Source organism: uncultured Campylobacter sp. (assembly GCF_938039245.1).
Classification (GTDB): domain Bacteria; phylum Campylobacterota; class Campylobacteria; order Campylobacterales; family Campylobacteraceae; genus Campylobacter_A.
In genome coordinates this window covers 58441-81586 of record NZ_CALHVN010000056.1, presented here as the reverse complement: position 1 = coordinate 81586, position 23146 = coordinate 58441, and the positions used below count along the sequence as shown (strand labels likewise).

Sequence of the window (23146 nt, the reverse complement as noted above, 5' to 3'; positions counted from 1 at the left end):
TTGCTAAAAAAAAATTTATAACCGAAATTTAATCTAACATTTAGCTTTATACGGTTATAATATTTAATATCAGTTAAACGCCCTAAGGTAAATTTATGTTGAAAACCCGAAACGTCGGCTTTAAAATCTCAAACAAAACGATACTAAATCAAATAAATTTAGAATTCAAAAGCGGTAAAATTTACGGACTCATCGGACATAACGGCTCGGGAAAATCTTCTCTTATTAAAATTTTAGCCAATCAGCAAAAAAAATATTCCGGGCAAGTGCTTTTGCTGGATAAAAATATCAAAGAATATCGCGCCAAAGATTTTGCCAAAAAGCTCGCGTATTTACCGCAAAATTTACCCGATGCGGCCGACGTTAGTGGATTTGAGCTCGTATCAATGGGCAGATATGCTCATCAAAGCGGCTTTTTGCGCGACGAAAAAAACGACGAACGCATAGTTTTGGAGGCTTTGGAGACGACCGGAACGCTTAAATTTAAAGACCAAGAGGTGCGCACCTTATCCGGCGGCGAGCGTTCTAGGTTGTTTTTGGCGATGCTACTGGCTCAACAAAGCGATTTTTTGCTTTTAGACGAGCCTTTGGCTCCGCTTGATATCTCTTTTCAGATCGAGGTTATGCAACTTATTTCCAGGCTGGGCAAAGAGCTCAAAAAAGGCGTTATTATCGTTATTCACGATATAAATTTAGCCGCTACGTATTGCGATTATCTCATAGCCTTGAAAAAGGGCGAGGTGATCTTTAACGCCGATGCAAAAGAGATAATGAACAGCGAGCGCCTGGCGCAAATTTACGGCGTAAAGGCGAGCATCGTTCCTCATCCTACCCAAAACCGACTAGCGGCGGTTTTTTGATGCGCGCTTTTTTCGTATTTATTTTTACTTTAACCGCCTTAATCGCTCGAAATTTACCCCAAGAAACGGAAAATTTAAGCCCTAAAATCGTAGCGGTAGATTGGACGGCGGCGGAGATATTGAGGTCTATCGGATACGACGTAGCGGCTATCGGAGATAAAAGAAACTATGAAATTTGGGTCAAAGAACCAAGCGTAGAAAACGCGGTCGATCTAGGGCTTAGAATGCAGCCCAATCTAGAAGCGATAATCAAGTTAAAGCCCGATTTTATCATCATTCCGTCCTTTTTTGAATTTAACAAAAACGCCCTAGCCCAATACGCGCGAGTAGAGGTCATAGACGCGTATAAAGAAGGGGATTTATACGAAAATATTTTGGACGCGACGCATCGTATCGCCAAAATCGCAAAAAGAGAAAAAGAAGCACAAAATCTCATACGAGAAAACGAAGAATTTTTTAAAAATTTACGCGCCGAGCTCACGCGTTTTTCAAACGAACCTATCGCGACGATCCAGTTTATAGACAGCAAGCGTTTGAGAATTTACGGAGAAAACAGCATATACGGAGTAAGCCTGAAAAAAATGGGGCTAAAAAACGCCGCGCCTAAAGAATTTACGTTTAATTTGTGGGGTATAGCCACGGTGCCGATCACTTCGCTTTTTAAGCTTCCTAAAAACTCGCGACTCGTTATCGTCGAACCAAATCCGCTCGATGTTAAGCGCGAGCTTAAATTTAACGGGCTGTTTCGAGCTCTAGGGTTTTTTGAAAATAGTATTCAGATGAGTCCGATTTGGAGCGCGGGCTCGATTTTAAGCATGCGGCGCTTTGCTACGCAGCTGGCTCAAAACCTAAACCAAGATCCCCGAAAATGAAAAAATTACTTACGATTTTTTCGATCGGTTTCGTCGTTTTGGGTATCGCCGCAGCCGCCTCGCAGGCGATTTTACTGGAAGATTTCGACCAAAACGTCAAAAATTTAGTCGTTTTAAATTATATTTTGCCTCGAATAGGCGTCGCGTTTTTAAGCGGACTGTTTTTATCTACGGCTACGGCTTTGATGGCGCAAATAACGCATAACCCGCTAGCAAGCGATAGTACGCTCGGAGTGGGTAGCGGCGCGGGATTTTTTATGCTAGCGGGCGCTCTTTTCTTTCCGCATCTGGGACTTAGCACCGTCGCGAGCTCTTTCGTTGGCGCGGTCGCGGCGCTAGCGATACTTTTCGCATTATCTTCGGGGCGCGGATTTTCGGTATTTACCACGACGCTATCGGGACTTATAATCGGTTTATTTTTCGGATCTTTGACCTCGCTTTTAATGCTCTTTTTTCAAGAAGAGAGCTTTTTCGTCGCGGTTTGGATGAGCGGGGATTTGGCGCAAGACGGCGCGTTTAATTTTTACTCCATGCTAGTTTATTTTTTGCCGGCTTTAGCGGCTATTTTATATTTTTCTCGCTCGTTTCACCTTTTTGTTTTGGGCGATAGCGCTTGCAAGGCTCTTGGCGTAAACGTAAATTTAATACGCGCGACGGGGCTTTTGATAGCCGCTTATCTCACCGCTTTGACGGTAGCTTTCGTCGGCATCATCGCATTCGTAGGGCTTGGGGCTTATACGCTAGCAGATAGATTTAAATTCGATAATTTCGCAAAAAAGCTAATTTGCTGCGGCTTGTGTGGCGGGTTACTTTTGGGCATTACGGACGAAATTTTGATCGTGATTTTAAATTTAACGGGCGTAAATTTACCCGCTGGAGGCATAAGCGCGTTTTTAGGCGCGCCTTTGCTTTTATGGCTGATAATACGTGGCGTCCATAAAAACGAAGTATCCACAAAAGACGGCGACGCGGGCTCGGCAGTAAAAGCAAACGCCGCTTTCGTATTGCCAGTTATTTTAGCCGTTTTGGTCGTGGCTTGCTTGTTTTCGCTATTTTTCGGGATCGGAAATTTTAGCCAAGAGATACTAAGCGTGCGTATAAACCGAGTAGCGGCCGCGCTTTTTAGTGGCGTGATACTGGGCGTCGCGGGAACGGTTTTACAGCGTCTAAGCAAAAATCAAATGGCTTCTCCTGAGCTTTTGGGGATAAATTCCGGCGTGAGCCTTGGCGTATTGGCGGCTATGCTTTTAGCGCCGTTTTTGACCGTGCCGCTAGGTATCGCCGGCGCTTGCGCCATGCTTTGCTTTACCGTAGCCGTAAACTACAAAAACGAAATGTCGCCGCACAAGGTGATTTTAACGGGCATAGCTATAATGGCGTTTGTTAGCTCAGTAGAGAAAATTTTGCTCGCGACGGGAGATAGCAGGATTTATAACTTTATGAGCTACGCGTCGGGGAGTACCTATTCGGTTACGACAGCGTGGGCTGCTGCTCTATTTATCGCGGCGGTAGCTAGCGTTTTATTCGCGCTTTATTATTCCAGGCAAATCGAGCTTTTAAATTTAGGCGACGCGACCGCTTCGAGCTTGGGAGTAAACGTCCCGGGATACCGAACGATACTGTTTTTATTTTGCGCGGGCATAAGCGCGTTAGCGGCTCTTAACATAGGCCCGGTTAGTTTCGTTGGCTTGCTAGCGCCGCATATAGCGTCGTTTTTGGGCTTTCGCAAGCCGCGCTTGCAAATCGCAACCGCGTCTGTTATCGGCGGGATATTGATGGTAACGGCCGACTTTTTAGGCAGGACGCTTATTTTTCCTTACGAGATACCTTCGGGGCTCGTCGCTACCATTATCGGAAGCGCCTATTTCGTATCGGTGGCCAGAAAATTAAAATAAACTTTAAAAGGAGACAAAATGAAAAATAGTTTTAGGCTGGGTTTAGCCTTAAGTTTAAGCGCGGTCGCCGCTTTGGGCGCCGATAGCGTAGCTCTCGAAGAAGTAAGCGTCGTGGGCTCTGTAGCCAAAGGCAGCGGAAAAATCGACTTTATGCAGCCCGGAACCACTACTGCGATAACGCAAGATAAAATTTCCGAACAAGGCGCAAGCCAACTCGATAATGCCGTTAAATACGAAGCGGGCTTCATAAATCCCTACGGAACGGATCTGGATACGACCGATTGGCTAAAGCTAAGGGGCTTTAACGCGACGGTTACGCTTGACGGTTCTACGCCTTACAAAGGCGGATATTTAGGCGCTCAGCACGATATCTACGGGCTTGAAAGTATCGAGGTCGTAAAGGGCGCGAATTCGCTTTTATACGGCGCCTCAAGCGCGGGCGGAGTTATAAATTTAGTCAGCAAGCGTCCGACGGCTAAGCCTTTTGCCGAGGTCGGATTTAAGATCGGCAACAAAAATCAACGCGGAATTTTCTTTGACGCGAGCGACGAGCTTTTTACCGATAGGGTCAAATTTCGCTTAGTCGGAAATTACGAGAAAAAACACGGCGACGTCGATTTTACGCACAACGAACACTATTATATCGCTCCGTCTTTGCTGTTTTTGCTCGGCGACGAAACGACGCTGACGCTACTTTCAAGCTATACCAAAGATAACGGCACGGGCGTGACGGCGTTTTATCCCTATCCGAACGTAACGAAAGTATCTCGCGGCGTAAATCCGAGCTCAAGCAGCGACTTTTTAAAAAGAGAGCAGTATACGGCCGGCTACGAGCTAACGCATAATTTTACGGACAATTTAAAATTCGCGTCGAGCTATAAATTTAACAAAGAAGACAAAGAGCAGCTCGCTACGCTATACGTGGGCAGTTTCGGCGTTACGTTAGTCGATGCGGACGTGAAGTCTCATACGTTCGACAACCGCTTGAGCTATGAATTTCAAGGCGAAAACATCAAAAATTTAGCCACGTTCGGCTTTGATTACCGAAAAATAAAAGCGGACGGAATTTACGGCTTTTCTAGCACGACGCCTTGGACTATCGGCGATAGAGTAAGCGTAGCTAGACCTAGTAGCGCCCCAAGATACGACGTAGATCAGTCGCAACTGGGCTTTTATTTTAGCAACCAAGCGACGCTTTTTGACAACCTCATCCTAAACGCCGCCGTTAGACGCGACAAGCTAAAAGAGGACTCCGATACGCTAGGCACGAAAAATAACTACGAAATATCCAAAACCACTTATCAAGCGGGCGTAATGTATAACTTCGACGCGATCGGATTGATGCCGTTTTTTAACTACTCTCAAAGCTTTACTCCCGTCGTAGGAAGCAACAGCGCGGTCGGATACAAACCTATCGAAGGCAGACAATACGAAACGGGCGTAAAATACTTGCCAGAATTTATAGACGGAGAATTTAGCCTTGCATACTTTGATATAGAAGAGAAAAACGCTCTGGTGGGCAGTATGGTCGGGGGCCTATATATCCAAAGCCAAGCCGGTAAAAAACGAACCAAAGGCTTAGAAATAAGCTCGAACGTAAATTTAACCGACGATATAAACTGGATCGCGGCCTATACGCATTATTTTAGCGCAAAAACTCACGATGGAGTAAACGGCGATATCGTAACTCAAACGGCTCTAATACCTAAAAACACGCTCTATTCATTTATAACGTATAAATTTAGCCTAACCGCCGACCAAAGCCTAAAAATGGGCGCGGGCGTTAGATACGTAAGCTCTATCCCGGACGGCTCGGCAAGCGGCTACAAAAGCCATTCTTATACCCTGCTAGACGCTATGGCGGAATACGAGTATAAAAAATTAAGCGTAGGTCTAAACGTCAATAACTTAACCGACAAAGAGTATTTTTCCGGTTGCGACGGATATTATTGCTACTACGGCGAAGGCATCAGAGCTACGCTAACGGCTAAATATAAATTTTAATCTCCGATTTTAATCTCCCAAACTCGCCTCAAACGAGGCGAGTTTTTCTACGAAACGATTAGGAACGATTTTTGCATACCCTTTGAAAGTTAAATTTAAAGGGTTTTTATGCAGACTACTCAAAACGATATTTTGTCCTTTGACGCGAGCATCAAAGGCGGCGTGAAAAAGCAGAGCAAAAGCTCGCAAAAAGGCGGTAAAGAAGACGGTGCATTTCTCTCTATGGTGCTAGACGCGGCCGCTAAAAAGGGTGAAAATTTAAGCGAAAAAGATCTAAAAGAGATGGCAAAAGCCGTAAATTTATCCGCTCAAACGGCTCAAAATCAGCAAATCAAAGCGCCCATCCAAAGCACGGACGTAAAAGAAATTTTAGGCGAGGAAGCGGCGGAAAATTTGTTTGAAAATGCGACTTTTATGCAGCTTTTGCAAATTTTGGAGATGCTTAGCGGCGGCGAGAAAATCAGCAAATTTCCAAATTTTGAAAACCGCTTAGCCAAAGCGCTCTCAAGCGAAACGACGCTAAACGAGCTAAGGGGAGCCAAAAATCTAAACGAGCTAATAGAGATCGCAAATAAGCTAAATTTAGGCCTAGAAAATATCGAAGTGACGCAAGAGCAGGCCGACGAGCTGGGCGAGAAATTTCCAAGTTTGGCGAAAAAAGATTTCTTTGAACCGGTGGCGCCTAAGAAAAATTTTGCATTTAGCGAGCTAAAAAACAAGGTCGAAGAGACGATAAACGCAAACGAGCCGGAGCCAAAAGATACGCTAAATAAGCTACTAGCCGCCGTGCAAGAAGAGCAAAAAAAGACCCAGCCAAAAGACGCCAATGCAAAAGCGCAAGATGCCCAAAATTTGGCTCAAAACTCCAAAATCATAAAAGAAGCGGTAAAAAACGAGGACGAGAAAGAGGCGAATTTAAAAGAAGAAAAGCCAAACCTCAAAGCCGAAAGCGAGCTAAATTTGTCCGCCGCAAAAAGCGAAAAATCGGGGCTCGGTCAAGACTCTAAAAAGATAAATTTGCAAAATTTGCTATTTCCGGAGCGCGAAAACGCTGAGGAGCAAATTTTAACCGAGACCCAAAGCGATAACGGCGAAAATAACGAACTAAACGCTATGGTAAAAGACGTAATCTCAAACGCCAAAGCGCAAACTAGAAATTTCCAAGCCGTGCGCGAGACGTTTGATAACTTTAGCTCAAATTTAAAAGAGCAGGTCGCGGCCTACAAATCGCCTTTCATGCGCTTTAACATCACGCTAAATCCGCTAAATTTGGGCGAAGTCGAGATCACGATGGTAAATCGCGGCAACAATCTGCACATAAATTTTAGCTCCAACACGCAGACGATGAACCTATTTTTACAAAATCAGGCCGAGTTTAAAAATAGCCTCGTAAATATGGGTTTTACCGAGCTTGAGATGAACTTTAGCGATCAAAATCAGCAAAAAAAAGAGCAAGGGCAAAAGAACTACAAAGGCTCTAAATTTAATGCTGGCGGCACAGAGCAAGTCGAAGCGGCAGCACCTCGTTTAGAGCTCGTCGTTCCGCGATACGTATAAATTTGGAATCAAATTTGCTTGAGATATAAAAATTTAAAGGATAAAAGATGGCAAACGGACTAGAAACCAATAACTTCACGGTAAACAACCAAGCTGCTAAAAAATCGGCGGACGCCCTACAAAAGGCCGCAGGCACCAACCCAAACGCCCAGCTAGATAAGGACGCTTTTATGAAACTTCTTTTAACCGAGCTTCAGTATCAAGACCCGACAAGTCCGATGGATACGGAGAAAATGCTAACTCAAACCAGCCAGCTAGCTTCGCTTGAAATGCAAGAAAATACGAACAAAATGATGCAAAAGCTAGCCGATCAGCTAAAAAATAGCACCAATATGTACGCCGTCGGAGTGCTAGGCAAGATGGCTAAAATCGGCGACAGCGGCGTTGTAAAAGAAGAAGGCTCGGGCGTCAAATTTGCGGGATTTTTAGAAAGCGCGGCAAAAGGCGGTACGATAAATATCAAAGACGGCACCGGCAAACTCGTAAGAAAGCTAGAATTCGGCCAAGCTAGCGCCGGAGCCAATACCTTCGAGTGGGACGGCAAGGATAGCGCGGGCAACGATGCTAGAGCCGGCTCATACACAGTCGAGATCAGCTACACCGATGCAGCGAGCAACGTCAAAAACGGCGGCGTAGGCAACTATCTCGTAGAGGGCGTCAAATTTATCGACGGTATCGCGCAGGTAAAGGTCGGCGGGCAATACGTCAGCATCGACAAAGTAAAAGAATTTACCGAGCCGAAAAAAGGATAGGACGATGGTAAGAAGCCTGTATAACGGCGTTAGCGGCGTCAGAACCCAGGGGTTTAGTATGGACGTGTGGGCGAACAATATCGCCAACATAAATAACGTCGGCTTTACCGCTTCGATACCTGAATTTAAGAGTATTTTTTACCAAACCTCCTTTGCTGCGGGCAACAACCCGACCCAAGACCAAATTGGCCTCGGCGCTACTGGCATGACGACGGCGCTTAGCTTTTACAAGCAAGGCCCGTTTATGAAAACCGACAACGTCCTAGATATGGCGATCGGAGGCAAGGGGTTTTTTGGCGTAACGAACGGCTCGGGCACCTACTATACGCGCGCCGGTAGCTTTGGCGTCGATAAAGAAAGATATCTCGTAACAAATCAAGGGAACTACGTCCTAGGTACGCAAAATACGCTAACGCAGGTCACTCCTAGTCAGGGCGCGATAGAGGCTTTCGGTAGAGTAAACGGACGAGCCGCCGTCACGCAGGCCTATACGCTAGGCGCGGATACGACCGACCTTGACGTCGGCGACATCGGCTCTCAGGGCAAGATTCGCTTGCCAGAGTTTTTGTATCTGCCGACTAAACCGACGTCAAAGGTGACTTTTAAGGGCAATCTCGACTCGTCTTTTAAAACCGAGCCCGCTACTTTGCCAGTAGATGCCGCAACCTATACGAGCAACATAGATAATGTTTCTAGAACTATAAATTTACGCGGACGAGTTACACCTGGCGCTGCGATAACTCGCCCTAGAAAAGGCGATATGGTTACAGTAACGGCAACCGACGCAAACGGCAAAACGGCTGAATTTAGCGCTCCGATCGATGAAAACGGCAACTGGAGCATAAGCAGGAGTTTTGAGAGGGATTTTGATCTAACGACGGCGCCGAATTTGACCGCTAAGATAAATACGACCAAAGAAGCGGCAAATCGGGAAAAATTCGTGACCGAGCTTTTAAATGCGGACGGTACGAAAAATACTCTAGAGCTAACGCTAACAAAACGCGTCCCCCAGGGCGCTAACGGTACGGTTTGGGAAGCGGCGGCAACCGTAAAAGACGCGAGCGGCGCAACGATCTCAAACGCTAACGGAGAGTTAAATTTCGACCACGAAGGTAGGCTTGTTAGCTCTACTTTGGGTGCTTTAGATAATAACGGCTCGCAAGTCGAGCTAGACTTCGGCACTCCTGCGGCCGCGGGTCAAATTTACTCGGGCATTACCAGTACGTCGCAAGCAAAAAGTATCACGATCGCTCAAGACGGCGTGCGTGAAGGAATTTTAAAAGATTATTACACCAACGACTCGGGAAACATCCTGGCTAAATTTACTAACGGAGAGGTTCGCTCCGTCGGCAAAGTCGCGCTCTACCACTTCCAAAACGAGCAAGGCCTTGCAAAAATGGGCGACAATATCTATTCGCAAAGCGCGAATTCCGGCGCTGCCTTTTTCTACAAAGACGCGGGCGGCAAAAGTATCTACGGCGCCAAACTGGCTAGTAGCACGCTAGAGCAGTCAAACGTCGATCTAGCCCAGGCGCTAACGGAGGTCATCGTCACGCAAAAGGCTTATGACGCTAACGCTAAGAGCATCACGACCAGCAACGAAATGCTCCAGCGCGCAATCGAACTAAAGCGCTAAACAGGGTTAAATTTTGCTATACTCATATGCGAACTATTTGTTTCTTAAAGCCAACATCCTAGTTATCTATTTTTTAAACTACGGTACAAATTATAGATTATGGCTTAAGCGTATCTTAAGTAACATTATAATACAGTAACGATACTGATTATTTATTAAGGATATAATTATGAAGAAAAGTACATATGCACTTATGTTTTTATTTTTTGTTATAACTACGGGATTGACTGAGGATACCAAAACTACATCATCTAAAGATGATGAAAAGATTATATATGAGAGATGCATGAGTAGATGCATGAGGTTTCTCGGTAACGATCCGTTTAATCAGGGCTTTCCTTTCTTTAATTGTATGCGAACATGCCATCTGGAATATGGAGTAATTTGGTAATGGTAGGATTTTATTTATGGCATCGTTAGAACATTTCGATCTATGCATAGGCGAGAGTTTGGAGCGACTACAAAGTGCGGTCGCAGAAGTGCAAGAGCTAAAAAGTGAGGTAAAGGATAGTAAAGCTATCGTCGCGAAAATTGCCTCTGCGATACTGGAAATTTGGAAAGCTAGAGAGATATTTTATGAAAGTATGCCGCAGGTAAAGCGTGATTTTAAAAGAGAAAATGAAGAGGATGAAAGGCGATATGAGGAGCTAAACGCAATACTAAATAAGGCCTACGAGTTTGAGAAAAACGGTGATTTCGGCAAAGCTACGCAGGTTTACGACAAGCTTTTACAAGTTTCGAAATACGGTTTTTTTAAGCTCACGGCGCAGGCGGGACTATATCGTTGCGGCGTTGTAGCGATACAAACCAAAGGCTAAATTTAGCGGCGCGAAAAGCAAAACGGCACCGTGCTATGCTAAATACTATGAGCTTAGTACAAAATTTAATCGGTAAATTTGATGCCGTTAAATTTCACAAACCTGCAAAGCATCTTTATGAAGCTCGAATTTAGCCTATTTTAGCTCCGTGTGCGTGCGTGATTCTATCGCTATGGCTACAAATTTGAGGGTTAAATTTAAAAGCCATTAAATTTAAATAAACTTAAATTTAATGGCTTGTTTCAAGATATCTAAATAAATTTTTAGCTAAAATCAGCCCCAAAAATTTATCAATAAAGAAAAAAATCATGAACCGAAAACGCATCTACAACCCAAGCTCCAACGAAAATTTGACCGATCGCCGCGTATTTAACGGCAATCCACACGGCATCTTAAATTTCACCAAAGCCAAATACCAATGGGCACTCAAACTCTGGGATCTGATGGAGGCTAACACGTGGTTTCCAAAAGAGGTCGATACCACCGACGACGTACGCGACTACGCCTACAACCTAACTCAGGCCGAAAAGCGCATGTACGACCTCGTCTGGAGTCAGCTGATCTCGATGGATAGCTTCCAGACCAACAACCTAGCCGACAACATCAACCCGTACATCACCGCGCCCGAGATCAACGCCTGCCTAGCGCGCCAAGCCTACGAGGAGGCCAACCACTCCAAGTCCTACGCCGTCATGGTCGAGGCCATCTGCGACAACACCGACCTGATCTACGAGATGGAAAAGCATGACGAGGTTTTGCGCGAGAAAAACGACTACATATCAAGCGTTTACGAGGAGCTAGCGGGCGAAGTAACGGACGAAAAGCTACTTCTTGCGATGGTAGCAAATCAAATTTTAGAGGGTATTTATTTTTACAGCGGTTTTACGGCGATTTATGCTCTGGCGCGTGCGGGCAAGATGCTAGGCAGCGCGCAGATGATCCGCTTTATCCAGCGCGACGAGATCACGCATCTGCTGCTATTTCAAAACATGATAAACAGCGTCCGCACCGAGCGTCCCGATCTTTTCACGCCTGAGACGGAAGCTAAAATTTACGACATGTTCGAGCGCGCGGGCGAACTTGAGATCAAATGGGGCAAATACATCACGCAAAACCAGATCATGGGCTTTACCGACGACATCATCGAGCAATACATCCGCTACCTCATCGATCAGCGCCTAGTCGCCATCGGGCTAAAACGCCGCTACAACGTCGCTCACCCGATAAAATGGGTCGATGATTTTGCTAAATTTAACGACCAAAAGAGTAACTTTTTCGAGGCGAAGGTAACAAACTACAGCAAAGGAAGCATCAGTTTTGACGACTTTTAGTCCGAATTTATACCCCATCGTCCTAACGGCGCCCTCTTGCTCCCAGCGTCAAGACGAGTTGCTCGAAAAAATCGCCGCCGCGCCCGAAAATTCGATCATCCTAGCTAGCGAGCTGTGCGTTAGCGGATATGATTTCGACGGATTTTTTAGCGGGGCGAACCGAGCAATGCTCGGCGGCTCGATCGGCAGCTTTGATGCTATACTTTTTGAAGCGATCCAAGAAGCGCTAAGTCCCGATAAATTCCTCGGACTCACGCATCTAACGAGCCTAAACCGCGCCAAAGGACTCGCGCAAATTTCAATCACGCAGACGCAAAAAAACGAAATTTACAACGAATTTATCCTGCTAAACAGCCAAAACGTCTTTTATACGCAAAATAAATCAAAGCTTTTTCAGCCAAATTTAGAGCATGAAATTTTTGTCGCCGGAGACGACGGGACGATAAAGCCGTTTGATTTTAAAGGGCTAAAAATCGGCGTTTTAATTTGCTTTGAGCTTAGATTTTCCAAGCTTTGGGCACAGCTAAAGGGCTGCGATATCATTTTGGCGCCCGCGATGTGGGGCAAGGCGCGCGATGATGCGTATTTTACTCTTTGCAAGGCTCTAGCGCTTGCTAATAGCTGCTACGTCGTAGCCGCAAGCTCGCTTGATTTGGAGTTTTCATGCGTGTTTTTGCCAAACGGCGAATTTGCAAAAGAGGCTAAATTCGACCCAAGCCTAATCCTTGAAACCAAACGAAATTTGGGGCTTTTATGACCGCTCTTGAAAAATCAAAATGCGTTGCTATGGCCGATGAGATTAGCGATATACTCATTCTGACGCCCCCGCTTTATAAGGCTCTTTGCAACACTCCGCGCGAGATATTCGCTCCAGTCGCGCACCGCGCATACAGCCTAGACGCTCAGCCCATCGGCGGCAATCAATGGATCAGCTCACCTCTAACGGTAGCTAAGATGACGCTAGCGCTTGAGGCCGAAGGCATCGATAACGCCCTAGAGATCGGCTGCGGCAGCGGTTATCAGGCGGCGATTTTGTCACGTTTGGCGCACAGGGTTTTTAGCGTCGAGCGTATCGAAAAGCTAGCAACCGAGGCTAAAAAACGCTTCGAAGCGCTTGAAATACGCAACGTCCACGTGAGATTCGACGACGGAAACGTCGGCTGGAAAAGCTACGCGCCATACGACCGCATTTTGCTTTCAGCAGCGGCGCAGCATGTGCCGCAGACGCTTTTTAACCAGCTAAAAAACGGCGGCATTTTAGTAGCTCCTATCGAAAAAAACGGCAAGCAGTTTATCGTCAAATTTACAAAAGACTCTAGCGGCGAGATAACGCAAAAAGCCCTTGACGAGTGCCTTTTCGTGCCGCTTTTGGGCGGGATAGAGTAGGGCGGAGCGTCAAATTTGACGCCTTTTTCGCATTTAAAGTCTGCGGCGCAAATTTCGCTAGTCTGTAAAGCTTTAAACCATAATAGCGAAACAAACATAATCTAACCGAGGTAACTCGCAAAAGGCATCTTGGCTAGACTGCTTGGTACTTAAAAAACAAGAATGTAAGAAAATCGCTTTTATATGAGGCCTTTGAGGTATTATGCGAATTTATCCGAAAGCAAACCGTATCTTGCTCGTAAATTTATATTTTAGCGCCTAAATCGCTCGCCCTCGTCGCTAAATTTTGCGCTATTTTTGGTCGCGGCGCCGTTAGCGTTCCTTGCCCCGTCTACGTTTTTTGATTTGATTTTTAGGGCGCATTATTTTAGAATACGTGCTATTTACAAAAAGCAAATTTAGCAGTCTTTTCTCACGTAAGCTTGGTTTAAAGGCTAAACGGGCTAAAATAAATCAGCGTGCCGCCGTCTGCTAAATTTAACGAAACCGCCTAAATTTGGCTGCGCTTAGAAAGTGCGCAGTTGCTGCTTGCCCGCGATTTGGAGTATCCACTCGGCAGATTTTACGAAGCGTTTCACGACGTCGTCACTCCAGCTAGATATAGCAAAATCATGATACGTAAGCGACTCCAGCCGTAAAATCTCGGCTGCGACCGCGGCCAACGCCTCTTTGCCCAGCTCGCCTTTTAACTCGTTAAATTTATTTTGCCAGCCGCTTGGCGCAGCCGCGCCCCGCGCGCTATCTAGCCATTTTAGAGCCTTGACGCTTAGGCCAAATTTACCCTTAAAACACGCGGCGTTTAGGACTTTATTTACGACTAGATAGCAGCCTTGGCGATTTTTGGGGATAAAGTTTTTAAACAGCCGCACACCCCTTTCGTCGCCGTCTTTTACCTCGCAGGCTAGCTTTTTAAATACGGCTATATCGTGGTGAAACTCCTTGTCGTCGATGATGCAAAGCAAATTTTGTATGATTTCTAGCTTTGCGTCCCCGTCCGCGCGCGCGAAAATTTTATTTTGTTTTTCGATTTTTAGGGCGTTTTCCAGCAAATAGCCGTTTGGAGAGACATAAAAATTGTGCTTTAAGTACCGCGTAAGCGCCGTAAATTCGGCAAGGCAAAAGTTAGCTTCCGATATGCGCCGCTCTATCTCGTCGTATAAAAATTTACTCATGATTCCGCAAACCGCAGAATCCAAATACCCGCTTTGAATAATGTTGTTGTAGTAAATAAGCTTGGCTAAAACGAAATTTTGCGTGCTTTGGCTAAGGCTTGCGGCGAGAGTTTCTAGCCGCGAGGCCAGATCATTGATGACGTCGTCGCCAAAAACATCTAGCTTGCTTTGACTTTGTAAAAGCAGCAAAAACCAGCTCCAAACCGTGCCAAATTCGGCTTGAGGGACGTTTAGCGCGCTTGCTAGGATTTTTGACTTTTCCTCATCGTCGCTCAAAAATTTAATGTATTTTTCGTTTAGATTTTGTTGCATTCACTTTCCTTCGTATCTATTTTTTAGTCGTTTTTTCGGCTTTTAAATGGATTTAAACAAGCCTTATACTTAAAAATCGCTTAATTTTGAGCATCTTGCGTTAAAAGGGCAAAATTTGCCGTAAAGATATTTTTAACTTGCCCGCTAAACGATAATGCTCGCAACCGGCGTAAATTTAGCGTTTTTAGGCTGAAAATCGCATTTGAGCGGCTTATTTTATATGCGAGTAAATAATATGGATTCGGCGATACGCGGCTTAGGCAAAGACCAAAACCGGTTTTTGCCGTCGTCGGTAGCTTGGTGTTTCGGTAAGGTACGCTAGTTTTTTACTTGCCCGCCGCTATGCTTTGCTGGTTTTTGACGAGTTTTTGTTGCGTTAGACTAGAGCTAGACAAATCAACCGCATGCGGCCAAAGACGCTAAATTTGGCGGTAGAGCTGCTTTAATAAGGCTAAGGGCGGCCGAGTTTTAAATTTACGGGTTTTGATCTGACAAAATATTTATGCGGCTAAATCGTAGGCGCCGCAAGGCTGCTCGCGTGCCGTGCTAGGCGGTAGGGTTTTGCCGCATTTATCCGTTTGCGCGTAGTAGAGGGCGGAAATCTTTTTCGTAGATTATTTGGCGGCAAATTTTGTAAAGCGGCTGCGGTTTGTTTAAAATCACCCCGCTTGTTTAAAAACCATTCTGCGACGGCGTCTTGTTAAAAAGCTTATTAAATTTAAAAATCGTACTTGTGTCTTGCTGCCAAATCGCGGCGATGCCTGAGCTTGCAAACGGCAAGCGCGGGGCGAATTTAAAAACGATGTTTTGCCTGCGACGCCCGAAAATTTAAAAACGCCGTGCGCGGCAAACGGAGGAAAAGCGTAGCGTAAATTTGCGCGAGTGTCCAACAAAGCTACGTATAAACGCAAAAAATTGACCCGCAAGCCTAGGCGGAAGTAGCTAAAATCTTACGAAAATTTGCGCCTAAGCGTTAAATTTTAATCAAAAAGCGAATTTTGCCTTGCTTTTATCGCGAAGCTTTTGCGGTGGATATCGCAGTATCCGCGCGTGGCGATCGCGCTCAGGTGGGCTTTCGTGCCGTAGCCTTTGTGCGCGGCAAAGCCATATCCCTCGTAAACGCCGTCCCACGCCCGCATCAGCGCGTCGCGGCTTACCTTGGCTAGGATGCTGGCTGCGCTTACCTGCGCGACTTTACCGTCGGCTCCGACCATGGTTTTTACGCCCGTGCCGTAGTTTACGTTGCCGTCGTAGAGCAACTCGCAGTCCGCAAAATGCGCCTTAAATAGCCGCAGCGCGCGCCTAAGACACTCACTAAGGCCTAGCCGGTCGATTTGCTCGTTTGAAAAATACGCGATGAGAAATTCCGAGCTTCCCGCGATCTCTTTAAACAGCTCCTCGCGCCGCTTCGCCGTTAGTTTTTTTGAGTCATTTAGTCCCGATATCTCGCGCTTTAGAACGCATGCGGCTACCGCCAAAGGCCCAGCCAGCGCGCCGCGTCCCGCCTCGTCGATACCGCAGAGTTGGGGGTTTAACTTGCCTTTTAACATTTTGTTTAATGTAGTCTATAAAAATACCTAAAAGTACGGTAATATTTTGCCGTATAATCGTATATATTAGCCATAATAAACCGTTAATTAAAGGTCTATTTCGTTAATTGATTTACAATATTGTCAAAAATATATTTTACTAGTTCAATCATTTTGTCTTGTTTTTTATATATAAGATCTGTTAAAAGGCTATCTGAAATGTCTGTTTTAATATTTTTGGTTACTATACAATTTTGTTGTACCCAAAAAATTTCGTAATCGAGATCCGCAACTAGCCTACAAGTCTCTCCTTTGCTTCTAGTGGCGCAAATGATTATATCGCACCCTATTTCTTTAAAAAACGGTAAACTTTCAAATAATCTAGAATTAGGATCGCCCTGGCTTTCTATTCCTATTTTTAGTTTCTTTTTATTATGAGTCAATTCATAGATTTTAAAAATATCTCTAGTCTCATTTGAATCTCGAAATTTTTGTCTTGTACGCTCATTTACTGCTATTCTATATGTTTGTTGTATTATCTTATCAATCTCCTTGATAACGCTAGATTTTCCGCAATTAGCTATCCCGTGGAGAGCTATAATAACTTTTGCGCCCATAAATTACTCCTTGATAATGATTGAGATATTTCCATAAAATTATACTAAGACAATAGATAAATTTGCCTAAAACAGCCCGAAATTTTGCTTTAAATGCTCTTTTATGAGCTCAAGCGACAGCGAGATTTTGCCACTTTTGCCACCGGTCGTACCGTCAAAAAACGTAATCCCGCTTGGCGAGAGCGTAAAATTTTCGCTCGGAGTTATCTTTTCTTTTGCGAAGATCGCAGTCAAATTTGCGTCGTTTAAATCCTTAAAAACGTCGCTCAAATTTATCTTTTTTAGGTTTTTTAGCCAGACGGTTTTGCAGATTTTCCCGCCGCCGCCGAGTTCGCAGACGCTTCTTATTTTGCTGTTTTGATACTCGAGGTTATTTAGCGCGTTTGCGGCGTTTTTTGAGGGGTCTTTGAGCCATATTGTTTTAAAATTTGCAAGTTTTTCGGCGAGAGATTTTTTGTTATTTTGCGCTAATTTAGGCGCGTAAAAGTCGCTTACGACAGCCTCAAATCGCGCCCCGTCTTGCCCGATCTCTTGCAGTCCGAGCGCGGCAAAATCATAGCTCGCGACCAGTTTTAGCACGGCTTTTCGCGCCTTGCCTCTGATCGCTAGCTTGCCCGTTAGTTTGCCGTTATCCGCTTTCACGCTTAGATTTAGCCACTCGGCGACCGCGCTTACGGCCGTTATAGCGGCACCCGATTTTTCGATGTTGCCTTTACTGAAGTCGTATCTAGCGCCCTCAAAAAAGGCGTGACCCTGAAATTTAGGCGGTAAAATGGCGCCTTTGTCGCTAAAATTTTCAAACTCGGCCTCAAGTTCGCTGATGTAGAGCTCAAATTTGCTCCCGTCCGCCTCGCCTGCAAATTTATAAATTTTGCCCTCATTTTCGTGTCTGATCTCATATCCTAGCGCCAAAACGCAGGCTAAAAATATCGCCGCAACCGCTCTCATAACCTCTCCTTATATGCCCAGCGCCCAGCGCGAAAACGGCGCCACCTCGCATTTTATGCCCTCTATGCTCGTCTCGCCGGAGTTCGCCACGCTGATTGCTTGTAGCCTATTTATACCTAAATTTTTTAAATTTGCGTGCAGTTTTTTAAATTTTAAAAAGACCAAATCCGCATCGCTAAACGGCGAGCAAATGATAGCAAGTTTCCTTTTTGGCAGGAAAAAATCAAGCTCTTTAGTGTAAAAAATCTGCTCGTTAAATTTGGCCAGCTCGCAAAAAACCGTATTATTAAAATTTTTAGCGAAGTCCTTTTTTAGGTTTAGCGCACTTTTAAACGCAAAGTCATTAAAATAAAGCCTCTTCGCGGCGTTTGGCTCGTTAAATTTTTCCACTAGGCTAACCGCGCTCATGTTTTCCAGATCGCTAAGCGCGCCGTAAACGCTATCTTTTGAGATTTTGCGGATGGATTTTAGCGTGCTAAAAATCTCAAAAACGCTCACGTTTTGTGACTGAGCTTTCGCACACTCTTTTAGTACGGCCAGCTGCGTGGCGGAGAGTGAGGATTTTAGCACGGTTTGTAGATTTGCCGCAACGGTTTCGGCGTCGCAAAAGGCCGACGCGGGGCTCCTACCGTGAAGTAAAAAGTGGCTAAAAAGCGTCTCGGGATCGATCTTTTTAGAAAAAAAAGCGATAAACTCCTCGTAGTCTAAAAAATCCAAATTTAGCTCGCTAAAGCCGTTTAAATTTGCGTCTTTAAACCCAGAAGCAACGATAAAATTTTGCAAATTTAGCTCTAAAATCGGCTCAAATTTATCCCAAAATCTCTGCTCGAAATCATCGATCGCTAGAGCTTTTATCTGCGGATTTTGGCGTAAAAACTCGGGCAAATTTGACAAAATTTCATCCGCGTCTATGCGAAGGTCGCCTAAATTTACGTACAAAAACTCTTTGCTCTCAGATGCCGACAAAAATCCCGCGATCAGCGAGGTTTTACCGCTTCCTATTCCGCCTTTTATCAGCGTTTTGGGTGCGGTGATCTCAAATTTTCTATTTATAAATTTGAGGTTTTTCGGCGGGCTTTGATAAAGCGCGTTTAGAGTTTGCATTTTTAGCCTTTAAATTTGGAAAATTATAGCGAAGTTTCCTTATAAAGAGGAAGATAATTAAAATTTAATGCCGAAAAACGATCAAAGATTACTCAAATTTAAAAGAAAATGCGTTAAATTTGAATGATAAAAATGCGGGCAAATTTTATCCGAACCAAATTTGTACCCAGATAAACCTGCTCAAATTTATCCCAAATCAAATTTAAATATTTCGCTTCAAATTTTCAGCCAAATTTACAAAAGCTTCCTTATAAAAAGGAAATAAATCTATTAAATTTTACTAAATTCGCTCAAAATATTGACTTTAAAAAGCCATTTGGATAAAATCCGAGTCTCTTACATAAGTAAGAAGTGTCGTATGTTTGCGACAAGTTCTATTCAAAGGAAAGAAAATGGAAAGAATCAGGCTTAAGCTTAAAGCTTATGACCATAGAGTTCTCGACCGCACAGTTGCAGCCATAGTAGAAGCTGTCAAACGAACGGGCGCCGACGTCAGAGGTCCGGTGCCGATGCCTACGAAGATCAAACGCTACACGGTCTTAAAATCACCACACATCAACAAAGACTCACGCGAGCAGTTTGAAATGAGAATTCACGCTAGAATGCTAGATATCGTAGCGGCTACGCCCGATACCGTCGACTCGCTAACAAAGCTTGACTTAGCCCCTGAGGTTAACGTCGAAGTCCGCGCGATGGGCAAATAAAGGCGAGGTGAAAGATGGAATATATCGTAGAAAAAATAGGCATGAGCAGAACGGTAAACAACCCAAGCATCCCCGTTACGCTTCTAAAGGTCGTAAACGCTAAAGTTTGCGAAGTGAGCGAATGCGGCTGCGCTATAGTAGCTTATGCTAAAGGTAAAGCAAAAAATAAAGCCATAGAGGGTCAGCAAAAAAAATATGGACTAACGGCTGAATTTAATAAATTCGCAACCCTACAAGTCGCCAATAAAGAAGCCGGCGATCTTGATATTAGTCCGCTTAGCTCGGCTAAAATTTTAAAAGTTAGCTTCAGCTCAAAAGGTAAAGGCTATCAAGGCGTCGTAAAAAGACACGGCTTTGCGGGCGGTCCGAAAAGTCACGGTTCTCGCTTCCACAAAAGACACGGCTCTATCGGTAACCGCGAGTGGCCGGGACGCGTTCAGCCTGGTATGAAAATGGCCGGACACGCCGGAAACGAAAAAGTTACCGTTAAAAACGAGATCGTAAGCTTTGACGCCGAAAACGGAATTTTGGTTTTAAAAGGCAGCGTCGCTGGCTATAACGGCGCAATGGGCAGAATAAGGATAGTAAAATGAGTAAAGTTTGCGTATTAAACGAAAAATTACAAAAAGCTAGCGAGCTTGATCTACCAGCTAATTACGCCCAGATCAACCCGCACAACCTATATCTTTACGTTAAGTCTTATTTGTCCGGTATGCGTTCAAATTCGGCTCATACAAAGGGTCGATCTGAAGTGAGCGGTGGCGGTAAAAAACCGTGGAGACAAAAAGGTCGCGGCGGCGCTAGAGCAGGCTCAACCAGAACTAACGTCTGGGTAGGCGGCGCAGTGGCGTTTGGTCCGAGTAACGAGCGAAACTATTTCCAAAAGGTCAATAAAAAGCAAAAAAGATTGGCGCTTGAGTTCGCGCTAAACGAAAAAGCTAACGCGGGTAAAATTTTCGCGGTAGATAGCATAGAGATCGCAAGCGGTAAGACTAAAGACGCTGCTAAAGTAATCAGCGCGTTAAATTTGAGAGACGCTTTGGTCGTAAAAGATCTGCTTGACGACAACACGCTATTGGCGTTTAGAAATTTATCAAACTGCTATCTAATCGATGCGAGCGAGATAAACGCTTACTTAGTGGCGACTTACGGTGCCGTCGTTATCGAGAAGGCCGCACTTGAATCTATAATAAAAGAGGGCTGAAATGGCAGATATAACTGATATCAAAACGATTTTATATACGGAAAAAACTCTCGGTCTTCAAGAGCAAGGCGTGGTCGTCATACAAACTTCGCCTAAGATGACTAAAAACAGGCTGAAAGAAATTTTGAAAGAGTATTTTGGAGTAACGCCGCTTCGCGTAAATTCGCTTAGAATCGACGGAAAAGTTAAGCGTTTCAAAGGAAGAGAAGGACAACGAAGCGAGATAAAGAAATTTTACGTTAAGTTGCCTGAAGGCTCAAGCCTAGAAAACACGGAGGCGTAAGATGGCGATAAAAACCTATAAACCTTATACACCTAGCCGCAGATTTATGACGGGCTTATCAAGCGAAGATATCACCGCTAAACCTAGCGTGAGAAGCTTGCTTGTAAAGATCCCCGTAAGCGGCGGTAGAAATAATAACGGAAGAATAACTTCTAGACATAAAGAAGGCGGAGCGAAGAAACTTTATAGAATCATCGACTTTAAACGCCGCAAATTCGGTATCGAAGGCAAGGTCGAAGCTATTGAGTACGATCCGAACAGAAACTGCCGCATCGCACTTATCGCTTATAAAGACGGCGAGAAACGCTATATCATCAGACCAAACGGACTCAACGTCGGCGATGTCGTAGCAGCAGCCGAGGCGGGCCTGGATATAAAACCCGGCAACGCGATGAAACTAAGAAATATCCCGGTTGGTACTATCGTACACAACGTGGAGCTAAAACCAGGTAAGGGCGCTCAGATGGCTCGTTCAGCCGGCGGTTATGCTCAGCTAATGGGTAAAGAGGAAAAATACGTAATGCTTCGCTTGCCAAGTGGCGAAATGAGACAAGTGCTCGCAGAGTGCATGGCTAGCATCGGCGTAGTAGGTAACGAAGATTGGGCGAACGTAACTATCGGTAAAGCCGGACGTAATCGCCACAGAGGTATCCGTCCTCAAACTCGCGGTTCTGCGATGAACCCGGTAGATCACCCGCACGGCGGTGGTGAGGGCAAGAAAAACTCAGGCCGTCATCCTGTTACTCCATGGGGCAAACCGACTAAAGGTGCTAAGACTCGCCGCAAGAAGGCTAGCGATAAGCTTATAATTTCAAGAAGGAAAGGTAAATAGAGATGGCAAGATCACTCAAAAAAGGACCTTTTGTCGATGAGCATGTAATGAAAAAAGTCGTTGCCGCTAAAAAAGCCAACGACAACAAGCCGATAAAAACATGGTCTAGACGCAGCACGATAGTGCCTGAAATGATAGGCCTAACGTTTAACGTTCACAACGGCAAGAGCTTCATTCCAGTATACGTTACGGAAAACCACATCGGATATAAACTAGGCGAATTTGCTCCTACGCGCACATTTAAGGGTCACAAAGGCTCAGTGCAAAAGAAAATCGGTAAGTAAGGGGATAAGATGAGCAAATCAATTATTAAATTCGTAAGATTATCTCCGACTAAAGCTAGACTAATCGCAAGAGAAGTACAGGGCATGAACGCAGAATTTGCGCTAGCTAGCCTTAGCTTTATGCCAAACCGCGGCGCCAAATTTATCGCTACGGCTATCAGCTCTGCTGTAGCTAACGGCGGATTCGAGCCTGAAGAGGTTATCGTAACAAGCTGCCGCGTGGATGCGGGCCCAGTATTAAAAAGATTTAGACCGCGAGCGAGAGGAAGCGCAAGCAGAATCCGCAAACCGACTTCTCATATCTTAGTAGAAGTATCTAAACCTGAAAAGAAGGAAGCGTAATATGGGTCAGAAAGTAAATCCGATAGGTCTAAGACTAGGAATAAACCGCAACTGGGAGTCAAGATGGTTTCCTGCTAAAGGAACTTTGGCTGAAAATATCGGCGAAGACTACAAAATTCGCACTTTCTTGAAAAAGAAACTTTACTACGCGGGCGTTTCTCAAATTTTGATCGAGAGAACCGCTAAGAAAATTCGCGTAACCGTCGTAGCAGCTCGCCCTGGTATTATCATCGGCAAAAAGGGCTCTGACGTAGAGAAGCTTAAAGAGGATATCCAAAAGCTGATCAACAAAGAAGTAAACGTAAATATCAAAGAAGAAAGAAAAGCTCAAGCTTCGGCTCAGCTAGCTGCGGAAAACGTAGCAATGCAACTTGAAAAACGCGTTGCGTTTAGACGCGCGATGAAAAAAGTTATCCAAGGCGCTCAAAAATCAGGCGCTAAAGGTATCAAAATTTCAGTTGCAGGACGTCTTGGCGGCGCTGAGATCGCTAGAACCGAGTGGTACTTAGAGGGTCGCGTTCCGCTTCACACTCTAAGAGCTAAGATCGATTACGGCGTTGCCGAAGCGCATACGACTTATGGAAACATAGGTATAAAAGTGTGGATATTTAAAGGCGAGGTTCTTCAAAAAGGCGTTCAACCTGAAAAGAACGAAGAAGAAAAAGCCGATAGAAAACCGCGCAGAGCAAGAAGAGGTAAATAAT

24 protein-coding genes are annotated in these 23146 nt (G+C 44.9%); 19 read left to right on the top strand and 5 right to left on the bottom strand.

The genetic code is table 11. The annotated features are described in order from the left end of the window. The first annotated feature begins 95 nt into the window (after window positions 1–95). From Q0218_RS09820 to Q0218_RS09770, 11 genes are all read left to right on the top strand, one after another. Complete coding sequence (locus tag Q0218_RS09820; protein WP_297969120.1) at window positions 96–860, top strand: ABC transporter ATP-binding protein; 765 nt, start codon at window positions 96–98, stop codon at window positions 858–860. Then, window positions 860–1732 carry an ABC transporter substrate-binding protein gene (locus Q0218_RS09815; RefSeq protein WP_297969137.1) on the top strand — a complete coding sequence of 291 codons (873 nt, stop codon included), beginning with the start codon at window positions 860–862 and terminating at the stop codon, window positions 1730–1732. Before Q0218_RS09820 ends, Q0218_RS09815 begins: the two co-directional genes overlap by 1 nt. After that, complete coding sequence (locus Q0218_RS09810) at window positions 1729–3627, top strand: iron ABC transporter permease (protein ID WP_297969118.1); 1899 nt, start codon at window positions 1729–1731, stop codon at window positions 3625–3627. The genes Q0218_RS09815 and Q0218_RS09810 overlap by 4 nt, the downstream gene beginning before the upstream one ends. A gap of 18 nt (window positions 3628–3645) precedes the next feature. Beyond that, window positions 3646–5631: a TonB-dependent siderophore receptor gene (locus tag Q0218_RS09805; protein ID WP_297969116.1), complete on the top strand. Its 1986-nt coding sequence runs from the start codon at window positions 3646–3648 to the stop codon at window positions 5629–5631. A 108-nt stretch (window positions 5632–5739) separates the two neighbouring features. Then, a complete protein-coding gene (locus tag Q0218_RS09800) occupies window positions 5740–7188 on the top strand; it encodes a flagellar hook-length control protein FliK (RefSeq protein ID WP_297969114.1) in 1449 nt (482 codons plus the stop codon). Between the two features lie 47 nt (window positions 7189–7235). Then, window positions 7236–7940, top strand: a complete 705-nt coding sequence (locus tag Q0218_RS09795) for a flagellar basal body rod modification protein (RefSeq protein WP_297969112.1) — start codon at window positions 7236–7238, stop codon at window positions 7938–7940. Between the two features lie 4 nt (window positions 7941–7944). Then, window positions 7945–9576 carry a flagellar hook-basal body complex protein gene (locus tag Q0218_RS09790; protein WP_297969110.1) on the top strand — a complete coding sequence of 544 codons (1632 nt, stop codon included), beginning with the start codon at window positions 7945–7947 and terminating at the stop codon, window positions 9574–9576. 407 nt (window positions 9577–9983) lie between these two features. Continuing rightward, entirely contained in the window at window positions 9984–10394 is a 411-nt protein-coding gene (locus Q0218_RS09785) for a porphobilinogen deaminase (RefSeq protein ID WP_156318382.1), read from the top strand. Window positions 10395–10702: 308 nt separating this feature from the next. Continuing rightward, a complete protein-coding gene (locus Q0218_RS09780) occupies window positions 10703–11725 on the top strand; it encodes a ribonucleotide-diphosphate reductase subunit beta (protein WP_297969106.1) in 1023 nt (340 codons plus the stop codon). Next, complete coding sequence (locus tag Q0218_RS09775; protein WP_297969104.1) at window positions 11712–12482, top strand: carbon-nitrogen hydrolase family protein; 771 nt, start codon at window positions 11712–11714, stop codon at window positions 12480–12482. Before Q0218_RS09780 ends, Q0218_RS09775 begins: the two co-directional genes overlap by 14 nt. After that, a complete protein-coding gene (locus tag Q0218_RS09770) occupies window positions 12479–13111 on the top strand; it encodes a protein-L-isoaspartate(D-aspartate) O-methyltransferase (protein ID WP_297969102.1) in 633 nt (210 codons plus the stop codon). The genes Q0218_RS09775 and Q0218_RS09770 overlap by 4 nt, the downstream gene beginning before the upstream one ends. Window positions 13112–13617: 506 nt before the next feature. Here the strand turns inward: Q0218_RS09770 and Q0218_RS09765 are convergent. From Q0218_RS09765 to Q0218_RS09745, 5 genes are all read right to left on the bottom strand, one after another. Continuing rightward, window positions 13618–14595, bottom strand: coding sequence for a hypothetical protein (locus tag Q0218_RS09765; protein WP_297969100.1), 978 nt, complete (start codon window positions 14593–14595; stop codon window positions 13618–13620). Window positions 14596–15575: 980 nt separating this feature from the next. Next, on the bottom strand, window positions 15576–16145 hold the full coding sequence (locus Q0218_RS09760) for a ribonuclease HII (RefSeq protein ID WP_297969098.1): 570 nt from the start codon (window positions 16143–16145) through the stop codon (window positions 15576–15578). 95 nt (window positions 16146–16240) lie between these two features. Then, the gene (locus tag Q0218_RS09755) at window positions 16241–16741 is read right to left on the bottom strand and encodes a hypothetical protein (protein WP_297969096.1); all 501 of its coding nucleotides are present in this window, start codon (window positions 16739–16741) and stop codon (window positions 16241–16243) included. A gap of 66 nt (window positions 16742–16807) precedes the next feature. After that, window positions 16808–17689 carry a hypothetical protein gene (locus tag Q0218_RS09750; RefSeq protein WP_297969094.1) on the bottom strand — a complete coding sequence of 294 codons (882 nt, stop codon included), beginning with the start codon at window positions 17687–17689 and terminating at the stop codon, window positions 16808–16810. Window positions 17690–17698: 9 nt separating this feature from the next. After that, window positions 17699–18793 (bottom strand): ATP-binding protein, encoded by a 1095-nt coding sequence (locus Q0218_RS09745; protein ID WP_297969092.1) that lies wholly within the window; start codon window positions 18791–18793, stop codon window positions 17699–17701. Window positions 18794–19185: 392 nt separating this feature from the next. Here Q0218_RS09745 and rpsJ point away from each other — a divergent pair, with 392 nt between their 5' ends. The 8 genes from rpsJ to rpsC are packed head-to-tail and all read left to right on the top strand — an operon-like array spanning window position 19186 to window position 23145. After that, window positions 19186–19497: a 30S ribosomal protein S10 gene (gene rpsJ / locus Q0218_RS09740; protein WP_002947121.1), complete on the top strand. Its 312-nt coding sequence runs from the start codon at window positions 19186–19188 to the stop codon at window positions 19495–19497. Between the two features lie 14 nt (window positions 19498–19511). Next, on the top strand, window positions 19512–20090 hold the full coding sequence (gene rplC / locus Q0218_RS09735; RefSeq protein WP_297969091.1) for a 50S ribosomal protein L3: 579 nt from the start codon (window positions 19512–19514) through the stop codon (window positions 20088–20090). Next, complete coding sequence (rplD, locus tag Q0218_RS09730) at window positions 20087–20701, top strand: 50S ribosomal protein L4 (protein WP_297969089.1); 615 nt, start codon at window positions 20087–20089, stop codon at window positions 20699–20701. The genes rplC and rplD overlap by 4 nt, the downstream gene beginning before the upstream one ends. Window position 20702: 1 nt before the next feature. Continuing rightward, entirely contained in the window at window positions 20703–20984 is a 282-nt protein-coding gene (locus tag Q0218_RS09725) for a 50S ribosomal protein L23 (RefSeq protein WP_297969087.1), read from the top strand. 1 nt (window position 20985) lies between these two features. Continuing rightward, window positions 20986–21816: a 50S ribosomal protein L2 gene (gene rplB, locus Q0218_RS09720; protein ID WP_185898319.1), complete on the top strand. Its 831-nt coding sequence runs from the start codon at window positions 20986–20988 to the stop codon at window positions 21814–21816. 2 nt (window positions 21817–21818) lie between these two features. Then, a complete protein-coding gene (rpsS, locus tag Q0218_RS09715) occupies window positions 21819–22100 on the top strand; it encodes a 30S ribosomal protein S19 (RefSeq protein WP_002947116.1) in 282 nt (93 codons plus the stop codon). A gap of 9 nt (window positions 22101–22109) precedes the next feature. Next, window positions 22110–22442 carry a 50S ribosomal protein L22 gene (gene rplV / locus Q0218_RS09710; protein WP_002947114.1) on the top strand — a complete coding sequence of 111 codons (333 nt, stop codon included), beginning with the start codon at window positions 22110–22112 and terminating at the stop codon, window positions 22440–22442. A gap of 1 nt (window position 22443) precedes the next feature. Further along, on the top strand, window positions 22444–23145 hold the full coding sequence (gene rpsC, locus Q0218_RS09705; protein ID WP_297969085.1) for a 30S ribosomal protein S3: 702 nt from the start codon (window positions 22444–22446) through the stop codon (window positions 23143–23145). The last annotated feature ends 1 nt before the right edge of the window (window position 23146 follow it).

Bases quoted from the DNA above. Each gene is read 5' to 3' on its own strand.
- Q0218_RS09745 (WP_297969092.1), bottom strand. From the start codon at position 18,793: ATGCAAACTCTAAACGCGCTTTATCAAAGCCCGCCGAAAAACCTCAAA.
- Q0218_RS09815 (WP_297969137.1), top strand. From the start codon at position 860: ATGCGCGCTTTTTTCGTATTTATTTTTACTTTAACCGCCTTAATCGCT.
- Q0218_RS09765 (WP_297969100.1), bottom strand. From the start codon at position 14,595: ATGCAACAAAATCTAAACGAAAAATACATTAAATTTTTGAGCGACGAT.
- rplD (WP_297969089.1), top strand. From the start codon at position 20,087: ATGAGTAAAGTTTGCGTATTAAACGAAAAATTACAAAAAGCTAGCGAG.
- rplB (WP_185898319.1), top strand. From the start codon at position 20,986: ATGGCGATAAAAACCTATAAACCTTATACACCTAGCCGCAGATTTATG.
- rplC (WP_297969091.1), top strand. From the start codon at position 19,512: ATGGAATATATCGTAGAAAAAATAGGCATGAGCAGAACGGTAAACAAC.
- Q0218_RS09795 (WP_297969112.1), top strand. From the start codon at position 7,236: ATGGCAAACGGACTAGAAACCAATAACTTCACGGTAAACAACCAAGCT.
- Q0218_RS09800 (WP_297969114.1), top strand. From the start codon at position 5,740: ATGCAGACTACTCAAAACGATATTTTGTCCTTTGACGCGAGCATCAAA.
- Q0218_RS09790 (WP_297969110.1), top strand. From the start codon at position 7,945: ATGGTAAGAAGCCTGTATAACGGCGTTAGCGGCGTCAGAACCCAGGGG.
- Q0218_RS09750 (WP_297969094.1), bottom strand. From the start codon at position 17,689: ATGAGAGCGGTTGCGGCGATATTTTTAGCCTGCGTTTTGGCGCTAGGA.
- rpsS (WP_002947116.1), top strand. From the start codon at position 21,819: ATGGCAAGATCACTCAAAAAAGGACCTTTTGTCGATGAGCATGTAATG.
- Q0218_RS09785 (WP_156318382.1), top strand. From the start codon at position 9,984: ATGGCATCGTTAGAACATTTCGATCTATGCATAGGCGAGAGTTTGGAG.
- rplV (WP_002947114.1), top strand. From the start codon at position 22,110: ATGAGCAAATCAATTATTAAATTCGTAAGATTATCTCCGACTAAAGCT.
- rpsJ (WP_002947121.1), top strand. From the start codon at position 19,186: ATGGAAAGAATCAGGCTTAAGCTTAAAGCTTATGACCATAGAGTTCTC.
- Q0218_RS09810 (WP_297969118.1), top strand. From the start codon at position 1,729: ATGAAAAAATTACTTACGATTTTTTCGATCGGTTTCGTCGTTTTGGGT.
- Q0218_RS09780 (WP_297969106.1), top strand. From the start codon at position 10,703: ATGAACCGAAAACGCATCTACAACCCAAGCTCCAACGAAAATTTGACC.
- Q0218_RS09770 (WP_297969102.1), top strand. From the start codon at position 12,479: ATGACCGCTCTTGAAAAATCAAAATGCGTTGCTATGGCCGATGAGATT.
- rpsC (WP_297969085.1), top strand. From the start codon at position 22,444: ATGGGTCAGAAAGTAAATCCGATAGGTCTAAGACTAGGAATAAACCGC.
- Q0218_RS09725 (WP_297969087.1), top strand. From the start codon at position 20,703: ATGGCAGATATAACTGATATCAAAACGATTTTATATACGGAAAAAACT.
- Q0218_RS09760 (WP_297969098.1), bottom strand. From the start codon at position 16,145: ATGTTAAAAGGCAAGTTAAACCCCCAACTCTGCGGTATCGACGAGGCG.
- Q0218_RS09805 (WP_297969116.1), top strand. From the start codon at position 3,646: ATGAAAAATAGTTTTAGGCTGGGTTTAGCCTTAAGTTTAAGCGCGGTC.
- Q0218_RS09820 (WP_297969120.1), top strand. From the start codon at position 96: ATGTTGAAAACCCGAAACGTCGGCTTTAAAATCTCAAACAAAACGATA.
- Q0218_RS09755 (WP_297969096.1), bottom strand. From the start codon at position 16,741: ATGGGCGCAAAAGTTATTATAGCTCTCCACGGGATAGCTAATTGCGGA.